We start from the raw sequence: 12505 nt of genomic DNA on the forward strand, positions 1-12505 counted from the left end.
ATCAGGGCCAGTTGCCGTTGTCCATGAACGCGTCGACGACGCGCTGGATCGCGACGACGTAGGCGGCGGTGCGGAAGTTGGGCACGTCGAACGCCTCGTAGGCGTCGGTGAGGTTGTCGAAGGCGTCGGTGATGATGACCTCGAGCTCCTCGTTGACCCGCTCCTCGCTCCAGTAGAAGCGCTGGCGGTTCTGGACCCACTCGAAGTAGGAGACGGTCACGCCGCCGGCGTTGGCGAGGATGTCCGGGAACACGTGGACGTCCTTCTCGGTCAGCACGTCGTCGGCGTCGGGGGTCAGCGGCCCGTTTGCGGCCTCGACGATCACGTCGGCCTGCACGTCGGCGGCGAGGTCGCCGTCGATGGCGTTCTCGAGCGCCGCGGGGACCAGCAGGTCCACGTCCATCGTGAGCAGGTCCTCGTTGCTGCGTTCCTCGACGCCCTCGTAGCCGCTGACGGAGCCGGTCTCGCGCTTGAACTCCTTGACTGCGACGGGGTCGAGCCCGTCGGGGTCGTGGATGGCGCCCGAGGAGTCCGAGACGGCGACGATGTCGGCGCCGAGTTCGTCGATGAGTTTGGTGGCGATCCAGCCCGCGTTGCCGTAGCCCTGGACGGCGACGGAGGCGCCCTCGATCTCCTTGCCGAGGTAGTCGAACGCCTCGCGGGCGGTGAGCATCGTGGAGCGACCGGTCGCCTCGACCCGGCCCGCGCTCCCGCCGGCCTCGATGGACTTGCCGGTGACGACGCCGGGTTCGGTCGTGTTCTCCAGGGTCTCGTAGGTGTCCTTGATCCAGTTCATCTCCCGCTGGCCCGTGTTCACGTCGGGGGCGGGGATGTCCGTGTCCTCGCCGATGAACGGGCGCAGTTCCTCGGCGAACGAGCGCGTGAGCCGTTCGAGTTCCGCCGCGGAGTAGTCGGCGGGGTCGACGACGATCCCGCCCTTCCCGCCGCCGTAGGGGATGTCGACGACGGCGCACTTGTACACCATCCAGCCCGAGAGCGCCTTGACCTCGTCGCGGCTGACGCCCGGGTGGTAGCGGATCCCGCCCTTGTAGGGGCCCCGGTCGCCGTTGAACTCCGACCGGAACGCCTGGAACCGCTCGATGGACCCGTCGTCCATATCCACGGAGAGATTCGTCTCTAGGACCCGCTCGGGGTACTTGAGCCGGTGAATGACGTCGTCGTCGACGTCGAGGTACGCGGCCGCGTCGTCGATTTGTTCCTGCAGGCTCTCGAACGGGTTAGCCTCGTCAGACATTTCGACGTGGAATTCGCCCGTAGCTCGAATAAGCCTGCCGAAGTCCTGATGGAAACGTTCGTGAACGATTATCGACTGTCGCCCGCGGCCGTCCGTTCGAGCACCCGCTCGGCCTGCGCGATCAGCGGCGCGTCGATCATCTCGCCGTCGACGCTGAACACCCCTCGCCCCTCAGCCTCGGCCTCGTCGCGCGCGTCGAGCACCCGCTCGGCCCACTCCACCTGCTCGGGTGACGGGGTGAACGCGTCGTTGATGACCGGCACCTGCGCGGGGTGGATCGCGAGCTTGCCGTCGTACCCCAACTGGAGCGCGAACTCGGTCGCCTCGCGCAGTCCGGACTCGTCCTCGTAGTCGGTGTGGACCGTGTCGATGGCGTCGACGCCCGCCGCGCTCGCGGCCAGCACCACCTGTTCGCGGGCGTGGAGCACTTCCGTCCCCTCGTCGGTCCGGGTCGCGCCGATGTCCGCGGCGAGGTCCTCGGCGCCGAACACCAGCGCGTCGGTCGCGGGCGCGTCGGCGATCGCCTCGGCGCGCAGCACCCCGCGGGCGGTTTCGACCAGCGCCAGCAGCGCGGGCTCGGCGTCGTGTTCGTCAAGCAGGTCGGCGATCCACTGCACGTCGGCGGGCTCGGCGACTTTGGGCACCATCACGCCGTCGAGGCGGACCGACTCGGCGTCGTCGAACAGCGCGTCGACGTCGGCCGCGGCGTCGACGCTCACGCGCACGGTCACTTCACAGTCCGGATCGAACCCCGGATCCGTGAGCACCTCGCGGACCGCCGACCGGGCCGCGTCGCGCCGGGCGGGGGCGACGGCGTCCTCGAGGTCGAAACAGACGGTGTCCGCGCCGGCAGCGGGCGCCTTGCGCATCAGTTCCGGGCGGTCGCCCGGGGAGAACAGGAGGCTTCTGCGTGCCATACTCCCGCCTCGAACGGCCCGGAGTTAACTGGTCGGGATCGTGTCGCCCCGAGTCGGCAGCGTTTTGCGCCGACCGGCCGAGGGAGACGGTATGACGGGCCGCTACTACGAGGAGTTCGAGGTCGGCGAGACCATCGAGCACGAGAAGCGCCGAACCGTCTCGGAGTCGGACAACCAGACGTTCTGCGACATGACGATGAACCAGCAGCCCCTCCACTTGGACGCCGACTTCGCCGCGGACACGGGGTTCGGCGACCGACTCGTCAACGGGCTCTACACCATGTCGCTGGCGGTCGGGCTGACGATCCCCGACACCACCGACGGCACCATCGTCGCCAACCTCTCCTACGACAGCGTCGAGCACCCCAACCCCGTGTTCCACGGCGACACCGTCTACGCGCAGACGACGGTGACGGAGAAACGCGAGACCAGCGACGGCGAGCGCGGGATCGTGGAGATGCACGTGGAGGCGTTCAAGGTCGACGAAGGGGGGAATGGCCCCGACGGCGACACCCTCGTCTGCGAGTTCGACCGCACCGCGCTCAGCCTGAAGCGCGAGCACGCCGAGTGAGGACTAGATCACCACGGGGATCGTCGCCGCGTTGACCGCGACGGCCGCCCACGACGGTAACGCCACGTCGAGCACCATCGCGATCACGGCGACCAGCCAGAGCGTTCCCGGCCGCGCGAGCGTCGGCCCAGCGCGTGCGGGCGCGCCGCGACCCGTGACCGCTGCGCTGGCGTCGGGGATCGTCGACCAGCATCGGTCGACCAATCGGGAAAAGGGTCCGAGAGTCCCCTCGGGCTCCCCGCGATTACCCGCCGAACGGCCGGCGCTACAGCACCGTACCGTGTTTCTTGTCGGGCAGGTCCTTGTCGACATCCTCGTAGAACGCGAAGCGGTTGACCAGCTCCCCCCGCAGCGTCGACGGCGGCACCACGTCGTCGATCACGACCTCGCTGGCCATCCGGTGGGCGTCGATGTCCTGGCGGTACTCCTCGCGGAGCTCCTGCTCGCGCTGTTTGCGCTCCTCGGGGTCGTCGATGGCGTCGAGCTTGTTGGCGTACACCGCGTTGATCGCCGCCTCGGGGCCCATGATCGCGATCTCGCCGGAGGGGAGGCCGAGCACGCTCTCGGGGTCGTAGGCGGGGCCGCCCATCGCGTAGATCCCGGCGCCGTAGGCCTTCCGCACGACGACGGTCTGTTTCGGCACCGTCGCCGAGGAGGTGGCGTAGATGAACTTCTTCCCCTTCTCGAGGATGGCGTCCTTCTCCACGTCGGAGCCGGCCATGAAGCCGGGCGTGTCACAGAGGTAGAGGAGGGGGATCTCGTAGGCGTCGCAGGTCCAGATGAACTCCGCGGCCTTCTCGGCGGCGTCCGGGAAGATCGCGCCCGAGCGGTGGTTGGGCTGGTTGGCGACGACGCCGACCGGCCGGCCGTCGATCCGGGCGAACGCGGTGACGATCTCCTCGCCGTACTCCGGCTGCATCTCGAAGACGGACTCGGCGTCGCAGATCCGGTCGAGCAGATCGTGGACGTCGTAGGCCTTGTTCGGCTCGCTCGGGATCACCTCGTCGATCCCCTCGGGGGAGAACTTGGGGTTCTCGGGCTCCGAGCGCGGCGGTTTCTCGCCCGCCTTGTCGGGGAGGTACGTCATCAGCTTCGCCGCCATCGCGCGGGCTTCCTGCTCGTCTTTCGCGACGAGGTCGGCGCTCCCGGAGTGTTTGGCGTGGACCGCCGGGCCGCCGAGGTCCTGCATGTCGATCTCCTCGCCGGTCACCATCTTCACCATCCGCGGGGAGGCGATCGCCATCGCGCTCATCCCCTCGACCATGATCGTGAAGTCCGCGAAGACGGGCGTGTAGGCCGCGCCGGCGATACAGGGCCCGTAGAGCACGCAGATCTGCGGGACGTAGCCCGAGAGCATCGAGTGGTTGTAGTAGTACTTCCCGATGCCCTCGCGGTTGGCGAAGAAGCCGGTCTGCTGGTCGATCCGGCCGCCCGAGGAGTCCATCAGGTAGAGCACGGGGTTCCCGGACTTGAGCGCGCGCTGCTGCATCCGGAGGAACTTCTCGACGCCGCGGCCGGCCATCGACCCCGCCTTGACGGTGAAGTCGTTGGCCATCCAGTGGACGTCACGGCCCTCGAACGTCGCCGCGCCGGTGAGCAGGCCGTCGCCGGGCAGCCGGTTCCCCTCGTCGTACTCCTCGACCTCGGGGGAGTCGGGGTGCCACTCGTCGAAGGCGGCGAACTTCCCGTCCTCGAACTGGATCCCGTCGGCGCCGCCCTCGCGGTCGGCGTCGCCGGGCCCGCCGTCGCCGTCGTCGCCGAACCAGAGGTCCAGTCGATCGCGGACGAACAGTTTGCCCTGGTCGGGCAGGCGCTCTTTGTACTTCTCGGGCCCGCCGTCGAGGATCTCCTCGATCTCCTCGCGGAGTTTCCCCTCGCGCTCGGTCGGTCCGAGGTCGTCGTCGAGCGGGTACTCCGTCTCGGGCGGTGTGGCCGTCGCCGCCGGTTCGTCGGCGTCGCCGACCAGCACCTCGATCTCCGCGCCGAGATGTTCGGCCAGCGCCGCGGCGACCGCCGACGCTTCCTCGTCGGTCGCACCCTCGCCGATGCGCACGTGCATAGGGGGGTGGTCGGCCGAGCGGGGCAAAAAGGGTCCGAAGCGCGATCGGTCGCGTGGGCCGCCGCCCGCCGCCGTCGGCTACTCGTCGCCGTACTCGTAGAAGCCGCGGCCGGTCTTCTTCCCGAGGTCGCCGGCCTCGACCTTCCGCTTCAGCAGGTACGCCGGCGTGTACCGGTCGCCCAGTTCCTCGTGGAGCGTCTCGGTGGCGTGCAGACACACGTCGAGGCCGATGTGGTCAGCGAGTTCCAGCGGACCCATGGGGACGTTCGTGCCCAGGGTCATCCCGCGGTCGATGTCCTCCTTCTCGGCGACGCCCTCGTCGAACGCGCGGATCCCCTCGTTGATCCAGGGCATCAGGATGCGGTTGGTGACGAACCCCGGCTTGTCGTCGGACTCCCAGGTCTCCTTCCCCAGGTCCTCGGCGAACGCGTGCGCGAGGTCCGTCGCCCCGTCGCTCGTTCGCTCGCCGGTGACGACCTCGACGCCGTCCATGATCGGGACGGGGTTCATGAAGTGGAGGCCGACCACGGCGTCGGCGCGCTCGGTCGCGCTCGCGATCGTGGTGATCGAGAGCGTCGACGTGTTGGTCGCGAGCAGCGCCTCGTCGTGGAGGGTCTCGTCAAGATCCGCGAAGATCGACTGCTTGAGCTCCATCTCCTCGGGCGCGGCCTCGACGACGATCTCGGCGCCCGCGAGGTCGTCGAGCTCGGTCGTCCCCGTGATGCGGTCTTTCGCGGCCGCAGCCTCCTCCTCCGAGAGCGCGTCCCGGTCGACCAGCCGCGAGAGCGAGCCGTCGATGGTGTCGAACCCGCTGTCGAGGAACGACTGCTTGATGTCCCGCATCACCACGTCGTAGCCCGCCGTCGCGGCGACCTGTGCGATGCCTGCGCCCATCGTACCCGCGCCGACGACGCCCACCGTCTCCACGTCCTCCAGTGCGTACATGGACGGCGTTCGGCCCGGGACCACCGTAAGCGTAGCGACAACCGCCGGACGACGGCGACACCCCGGTGAACGGCCAAAAACCGAACGCTCAGCCACTCTACGTCCGTGTGATCACCATCGTTTCGCACAAACCTTGAAGTATCTTTGGTTCGCAGAACAGGGTAACGTGACCCGCCTGTTGGAGCATCTGATGGTCGACGTCGACGACGTGGAGCGTCGGTCGGTCGACGCGCCGACCGACCTGAAGTTCGTCGGCCCGGCCACGGCTGACGCCGTCGAGGCGGCGGCGTTCTCCGCCCAGGCCATCGCCGACAAGGAGGTCTCCTACCGGATGCTGCTGGAAGCGGGGGTCAACGCCGGGGTGGCGGCGAAGATCCGCCGGCACCACTCGCTGGCGTGGTCGTTCGACAACGACGGCGACCTGGACCGCCGGTCCGAGCAGGTGCGGGGGCTCCAGGAGGACGAAGCCGCCTGGGTCGCCTCCAGCCACGACGAGGAAACGGGGCCCGCCGACGATTCGGCCGACGCCCGCCCCGATCCGACACCGGGCGAGGAGAGCGACGCCGACGAGGCGGCGTGGGTCGAGGCCTCGACACGGGCCGCCGAGTCGTCGACGGATGACTCGGCCGAGTCCGACGACGCCGTGGACGAGGAGACCGCGTGGGTCGCCGACGCCACCAGCGACGACGCCTCGGCGACCGCGGACGGGAGCGGGGACCCGCTGGCGGCCGAGGCGGCGTGGCGCGAGCGGTCGAAGCCGACGCCGTTGACCGACCTCTCGGGGGTCGGCGAGAGCTACGCCGACCGACTCGCGGAGGCGGGCGTCACCTCGGTGCGCTCGCTCGCGACCGCCAGTCCCGAACTGCTGTCGGACGTGACCGGTATCGCCGAGGAGCGACTCCGACGCTGGCACCGCGAGGCCAGCGAGAAGGCCGACTGACGTGGGGGTCGCCGATCACCCGTTCGTATCGCGGAGCTGCAACGTCTGACGCGACGAAGCCTTTATGCTCACAGAATCAGCACCGATAGATGGATGACGGGTTCCGGGGCGGCGGTCCGACGGGCCGGTAGTTCGGTGGTGGGCCGCCGATGAGCATCGACATCGCGACCCGCGGGACCTCGCTCCACGTGACGGACAGCATCGAGCAGCGCCAGTGCGTGCTGCGGATGCCCGAACCCGCCGCGACCGAGTCGATCGACGGCGATCGGTTCTACTTCCCCGTCGACGCCGCCGCGCGGATCGACACCCGGAGCGTGACCCTCGGGAGCTACGTCGCGACGTTCGTCCGGGACGGCGACGGCGACGTGGTCGCCCAGATGGACCGGACGGACGAACTCAGCCTCGATCCGGGCGAGTACCTGATCGAACTCGAGCAGCCGGTGAAGCTGTACGTCCGGATCGAGGGATCGCTCACGGTCGAAACCAACGGCATGACGACGACGGTGAGTACGGGGGGCGACCTGTTCGTCGCCGGGCGCTCGCGGCACAACCACCCGGCGGGGACGATCACGACGACCGAGGACCCCCGCGAGATGATGCGCGCCGTCTCGGCGATGTCGTCGTCGCTGAAGACCACCTCCGTCGAGCGGTCCTACCCGACGCTGCGTGGCCACCCGCCGGAGATCGAACTCGGCGACGAACTCGCCGTCCCGGACGGGATGGCCGCGGCCGACGCGGGCGTCCGGATCGAGGTGCCGCCGCAGCTGCGGTTCGTCTATCCGGTCGCGCCGTTGGCGTTCTACCTCGGCGCCGAGGTAGTACCCGGGAACGTCCCCCGACTCGTCGGCGAGGCGGGGTTCAGCTACCGACTCGACGGCCCCGACGGGTTCGAGGCGACCGTCGCCGAGACGCTGAAGCAGACGCTGCTGTTCGACTGCGTCGCCCGGACCGAGGGGTTCTACGCCGTCGATCTCGCCGAGCGCGAGGACGTCGATGCGGCGGTCGACCTCGACTGGGCCGACCTGTACGGGCGCTCGCTCTCGGCGCGACTGGACGCGTACCTCTCGATCCCCTACGACCGGATCGCGGACTGCGTCCCGGAGTGGAAGACGGCGGGCTACGTCGCGCCCGACCCGGAGAACGCCGAACTGCTGCCGTACCTGATCGACGATCTCGCGACGATCAAGACGCCGGCGGGCGAGCCGACGACGGCCGAGCAGGTCCAGACCGACTCGTTGTTCGACTTCGCGCGCGCCGCCGACTCGGCGCCGAGCACGGACGCGATCACGGGCCCGACCAGAAGCGCCACGCGCGCTACGGGCCGGGCACAGGCGCCCCAGGGGCCGCTCCCGGACCTCGTCGAACCGGAGCCGACCGGCGCGTTCGAGACGGTCTGGGCCGACGACGGCGTCCCAGTCGGGGCGACGAAGGCGTCGATCGACGGCTACCGGAACGGGCTCGAACACACGCCCTCCGAGGAGATCGGCGTCACCGTCGTGGTCAACGACGAGGGGATGACCGAGGAGGGCGACGTGGCCCAGGAGGTGTACGGCGACGACGCGGAGTTCCCCTTCGACCTCCGGGTGTACCGCAATCTGACGACGGATCGGCTCAAGGCCGTCTTGGAGACCGAGCGGGAGTTCCTCCACTACGTCGGTCACATCGAGGCCGACGGGTTCGAGTGTACAGACGGCCGACTCGACGCTCGCGACCTCGACTTCGTCGGCGTCGACGCGTTCTTCCTCAACGGCTGTGCCTCCTACGACCAGGGGATGGGGCTACTGGAGAACGGTGCAACAGGCGGCGTCGTCACGCTGACGGAGGTGGTAAACAGTGGCGCCACGCGGGTCGGGAAGGCCATGGTGAAGCTGTTGAATCACGGGTTCTCGCTCAACGCTGCCCTATCGGTCGCGAGCCAGCAGTCGTTCGTGGGGGGCCAGTATTCCGTAGTTGGAAACGGGAACTTAGATGTGGTTCAGGGGGACGGGCTCGGTGGGATCATCACCGAAATCAGTAGTTCTGGCGATGGGCTTGAGGTGGTGGTGCACATATATCCAGATGACGACGTAACCGCGGGTGCGATGGCATCGCCCACGATCGGTTCGGACATTCGACAACACCTCGTTCCCGGGACGCTCGGTCCAGTCTACTACACGGATACAGAGAAACTCCGTGAGGACGTGGAAGGCGACCTAATCAAGTACGACGGGGAGATCGACTGGTCATCGAACATCGACCTCTGAGAAACTCTGCGTAACAATCGCCGAAACCTTACGGACCGCACGTCACAACTGCGGAGTCGGCGGCAACACTCCCCGCCTGCGAGAGGAACAGCATCATCGTGAACAGGACGCCCATCATCTTCGGGTTGTCGGCCAGGAACGACTTGAGTTCGGACATTACACTCCATGCGAACAGTTCGCTATATAAGTGGATAGATATTACCCGGTTTGATTCTAGGCCATCATAAACGATACGTGAGTGAAAACGGCGGAAGGAAACCCGGGCTGTGCCCCTTGGTCGGGACACGACCACTCAATCGAGATACCCCAAGTTCTCGAGTTGTTCCGCGATCTCCTCGAACTCGGCTTCGGTGAGTTCCCCGCGCTCCTGGTGTTTGATCACGATGCTGCGGAGCAGGAACCGAACGAGGTCGCTCGTGCTCGAGAAGCTGGTCCCCTCGATCGTCTCGTCGACGCGGTCGGCGAGTTCGGTGGGGATCGAGACGGTGGTGTAGTCGGTCATACCCGGTAGTCAGTCGGCGGCGCGGAAAAACACGCCGGCCCGCTGTGGCGTCGATGGTCCCGTCAGTCGTCCGCGTCGGCGAGGGTCTCGATCCGGTTGAGCTGTTCGCGGTGGAGGGTGAGAATCAGGTCCGAGAGGACGCCGAACATCAGGAGCTGGACGCCGAGCAGGATCCCCGCGGCGCCCGCGAGCGCCCAGACCTCGTGCGGGACGCCGTAGACGAACCACTCGACGGCGACGTACACCGCGATCAGCGAGCCGGCGACGCCGGAGGCGACGCCGACGCTCCCGAAGTAGAACAGCGGGTTGCTTGTCTTCGCCCGGCGGAACAGTTCGAGGAAGATGATCCCGCCGTCCCGAACCGGATGCAGGTTCGTGTTCGACCCCGCGGGGCGTTCGAGATACGTGATGGGCACGATCGTGGTCGGGATCCCCTGTTTCGCACACTCGACGGCCATCTCGGTCTCGATACCGAACCCCTCGGCCGAGAGGCGAAGGCGCTCGAACGACGCGCGGCTGAACGCCCGGTAGCCGCTGAGGATGTCCGTGAACTCCTCGCGGTGGATCGTCCCGAACAGCCAGTTGATGAGTGTGTTCCCGATCCGGTTCAGGCGCGTCATCGCGCCCTCTTCCATGTCGGCGAACCGGTCGCCGATGACGTGATCGTACCCCTCGTCGAGCGGCGCGAGCATGGCGTCGGCGTCCTCGGGTCGGTACGTGCCGTCGCCGTCGGCCATCAGGACGTACTCCCGGTCGATGTGCTCGCGGACGGCCTCGCGGATCGCTTGGCCCTTGCCCGAGTCGGACTGAGTCTCCACGCGCGCGTCGTGCTCGCGAGCGATCCCGCGAGTGCCGTCCTCTGAGTCCCCGTCGATCACGAGTACGTCGTCGAACCCCTGCTCGCGGAAGTCGTCGACGACGTCGCCGATGGTGGCCGCCTCGTTGTAGGTCGGGAGGAGGACGGTGACCTGCTCGCGCTCGGGCATCTCGTTTTCGTGTGGTGAGGGGTGGAGTGAAAAGGCTTCTACTTGTGGTAGGGACAGCGAAACAACGCTAACAAGAATAGTCGGCCTGTCCGACTGTTCTCCGGTGCCGGCCGCGGGTACCGGTAGTCAGCGATCGACGACAGACTGCGGGAGCACCGCCGAAACCAACCCTCGCAATCGGTTCTTCTGTTCGTAGTCAAGCACTCGGCCGCTCTTTGTCGAGCAGACGTCGAGAAGCGTTCGGAGCATGTCCCCACTCGTGATGTCCGGTATCGCTCCCGACTCCCGAAGTTCTCTCCGCACTGGCTGCGAAAACACCCTCGCAAGGTTGCGTCGGTCACCGTAATGGATCACGGAGACGTTCGACGGGACGGATAGCCGACCTCCAAGGGGGTAGTTCGTCCGTTCGTCCAGCTCCTGCACCTCGTTTCGAGCTGTCGCGACCGACAGTGATAGTTGGTCGATGAAGAACTCGTCACGGGAGACGGGAAGCTCGTCGTCGTAGTACATCTCCTTCGTGTATCTCAGCCACCGTTCGGGGAGTGACCTGTCGGTCGTGATCGTTACACCACTGTTCCAGTAGGGCGGTACCGCCCGTCCGTCGATAGCCGCCTCAACGTACTCACCCCGGTCGGGAATGGATAGTCCGAAACGTTCGTACAGCTGCTTCCAGTCGCCCATCGAGTCCTGCGACCCCCAGTACTGAGCACCAACATCGACCGGTCGAAGCCACACGTCTCCCCCTTGTTGAACCCTGAGACGGTCCAACAACAGCGTATCCGTGTCCATGGCGACGAGGTACTCGGTTTCACTCCGCTCCTCTGCAGCGACGAACGCACCGAGCAGCGCCGAGATGGGGTACTCCGAGATTGGTATCTCCCCCCAGACGACGCTCCCAGCCGATCGGTACGTGGCTAGTGCGTCACCTGAGACCTCGCCCCTGGACGCCCTTGGAATAAAAACGACGACGTTCGCGTCTGGCGCGTAGCGTTTGATCGACCGAACCAACAGAACAGCCTGCCGCTCCAACTCACCGCTGTCGGCAGTTATCGCGAAGGTCGCGTTCTCGTTTAGGTCGATCATGCGTATGGATCGACTTACTCCAGATATCCCAGATCGCGGAGACGCTCCGTCTGATCCCCTTCCAACTGCTTCGAGTTGACGGCCGGTTCGTGTGTTCCGCTATCCCGAGCAGTCGTCTCGTACCACGGAACGACTCGAAGTTCGTCGATGGCGATGCCGCGTGGATGGCCGTATATCCCGTACTCGCCCATTGCCTCCCCGTGATCCGCGGTGATAACCACCTTCTCCGCATCGACGTTGTCGAGGAGGAGAGCGACTTCGTCGAGGATCATCCTGAGTTCGTCCATATAGGCCTCACGAGCTCTCTCTTCCTCGATCTCTCCCTCTTCGACACGCTTCCACACCGATTTGTCGACCGCGTCTCCCCACTCCGCAGCCGACGACCCCTCCTGTAGCTCCGGATGCGTGGTAAACGGCTCGTGTGGTTGCATATAGTGGACGATTGCTCTGTCGGGATCGTGTTCCCGGAAGAGCGATACGGTTCGGTCGGTTATCGGTCTCGGGGGGATCGTGCCGACCGCTTCGTCCCACGTATGCTTCCAGACCTCCTCAAGGCGCTCGAACTCCGCCCCGTCGAGTGCGGTTTCGGAAAACGGGTTCCCCGTGACGAGCGTCGTTCTCGACATCTCCCCTGAATACTTCTCACGGAAGTTGTTCTCCATCCAGGACAACGAGTAGCTCCCGACTGACTCGAACGTTCCTGGCGTGTCGAGGAAGGGGTACTCGTCAGCTACCTCGGAGAGGGCATCCGCTCGACAGGCGTCGAGAACTATCAGCAGGTCCCAGTTCCGTTCGAACACGTGCTCCCCGCCGGCGGCCTGTCCCGAAACGGAGTACCACCACCGGAAGGACGCTTCTCTCGCGAAGGAAGTTCCACGACGTAGCGTTTCACGAACGCCGTGCTCTCTGGCGTATCGGACAGTGTTTACTAGTAACTCAGAGGCTCCCATATGCTAGCTACTTGTTCGAAGGTGGTCGGATTGGCTTATAAGGTTACTCCTCTC

General features: G+C 66.6%; 13 protein-coding genes. 3 read left to right on the forward strand and 10 right to left on the reverse strand.

Annotated features, from left to right (window positions below):
* Position 1: 1 nt before the first annotated feature.
* The gene (locus BMZ83_RS07150) at positions 2-1255 is read right to left on the reverse strand and encodes a Glu/Leu/Phe/Val family dehydrogenase (protein ID WP_074877112.1); all 1254 of its coding nucleotides are present in this window, start codon (positions 1253-1255) and stop codon (positions 2-4) included.
* Positions 1256-1323: 68 nt separating this feature from the next.
* Positions 1324-2172 carry an HpcH/HpaI aldolase/citrate lyase family protein gene (locus BMZ83_RS07155; protein WP_074877116.1) on the reverse strand — a complete coding sequence of 283 codons (849 nt, stop codon included), beginning with the start codon at positions 2170-2172 and terminating at the stop codon, positions 1324-1326.
* A 91-nt stretch (positions 2173-2263) separates the two neighbouring features.
* Between BMZ83_RS07155 and BMZ83_RS07160 the strand changes: the two genes are divergently transcribed.
* Positions 2264-2743, forward strand: coding sequence for a MaoC family dehydratase (locus BMZ83_RS07160; RefSeq protein WP_074877118.1), 480 nt, complete (start codon positions 2264-2266; stop codon positions 2741-2743).
* Positions 2744-2746: 3 nt separating this feature from the next.
* On the opposite strand, the gene BMZ83_RS07165 is transcribed toward BMZ83_RS07160, so the two are convergent.
* The 3 genes from BMZ83_RS07165 to BMZ83_RS07175 all read right to left on the reverse strand — a co-directional run bounded on the left by BMZ83_RS07165 (position 2747) and on the right by BMZ83_RS07175 (position 5747).
* Complete coding sequence (locus BMZ83_RS07165) at positions 2747-2947, reverse strand: hypothetical protein (RefSeq protein WP_074877120.1); 201 nt, start codon at positions 2945-2947, stop codon at positions 2747-2749.
* 61 nt (positions 2948-3008) lie between these two features.
* Positions 3009-4802, reverse strand: a complete 1794-nt coding sequence (locus BMZ83_RS07170; protein WP_074877122.1) for an acyl-CoA carboxylase subunit beta — start codon at positions 4800-4802, stop codon at positions 3009-3011.
* 78 nt (positions 4803-4880) lie between these two features.
* Positions 4881-5747 (reverse strand): 3-hydroxyacyl-CoA dehydrogenase family protein, encoded by an 867-nt coding sequence (locus BMZ83_RS07175; RefSeq protein WP_074877124.1) that lies wholly within the window; start codon positions 5745-5747, stop codon positions 4881-4883.
* Between the two features lie 166 nt (positions 5748-5913).
* Between BMZ83_RS07175 and BMZ83_RS07180 the strand changes: the two genes are divergently transcribed.
* Together BMZ83_RS07180 and BMZ83_RS07185 are read left to right on the forward strand one after the other, a co-directional pair.
* On the forward strand, positions 5914-6687 hold the full coding sequence (locus BMZ83_RS07180) for a DUF7409 domain-containing protein (protein ID WP_166623220.1): 774 nt from the start codon (positions 5914-5916) through the stop codon (positions 6685-6687).
* Between the two features lie 149 nt (positions 6688-6836).
* Positions 6837-8930 carry a hypothetical protein gene (locus tag BMZ83_RS07185; protein ID WP_074877129.1) on the forward strand — a complete coding sequence of 698 codons (2094 nt, stop codon included), beginning with the start codon at positions 6837-6839 and terminating at the stop codon, positions 8928-8930.
* Between the two features lie 28 nt (positions 8931-8958).
* Here BMZ83_RS07185 and BMZ83_RS17335 read toward each other — a convergent pair whose 3' ends face one another.
* The 5 genes from BMZ83_RS17335 to BMZ83_RS07205 form a co-directional block, all read right to left on the reverse strand.
* A complete protein-coding gene (locus BMZ83_RS17335; protein ID WP_255458092.1) occupies positions 8959-9087 on the reverse strand; it encodes a DUF7503 family protein in 129 nt (42 codons plus the stop codon).
* Between the two features lie 135 nt (positions 9088-9222).
* Positions 9223-9432: a ribbon-helix-helix domain-containing protein gene (locus tag BMZ83_RS07190; RefSeq protein ID WP_074877130.1), complete on the reverse strand. Its 210-nt coding sequence runs from the start codon at positions 9430-9432 to the stop codon at positions 9223-9225.
* Between the two features lie 62 nt (positions 9433-9494).
* The gene (gene aglJ, locus BMZ83_RS07195; RefSeq protein WP_074877132.1) at positions 9495-10418 is read right to left on the reverse strand and encodes an S-layer glycoprotein N-glycosyltransferase AglJ; all 924 of its coding nucleotides are present in this window, start codon (positions 10416-10418) and stop codon (positions 9495-9497) included.
* 126 nt (positions 10419-10544) lie between these two features.
* Positions 10545-11501 carry a hypothetical protein gene (locus tag BMZ83_RS07200; RefSeq protein WP_074877134.1) on the reverse strand — a complete coding sequence of 319 codons (957 nt, stop codon included), beginning with the start codon at positions 11499-11501 and terminating at the stop codon, positions 10545-10547.
* 14 nt (positions 11502-11515) lie between these two features.
* A complete protein-coding gene (locus tag BMZ83_RS07205) occupies positions 11516-12451 on the reverse strand; it encodes an alkaline phosphatase family protein (protein ID WP_074877136.1) in 936 nt (311 codons plus the stop codon).
* Positions 12452-12505: the final 54 nt, after the last annotated feature.

The organism is Halolamina pelagica (assembly GCF_900115675.1).
GTDB lineage: Archaea > Halobacteriota > Halobacteria > Halobacteriales > Haloferacaceae > Halolamina > Halolamina pelagica.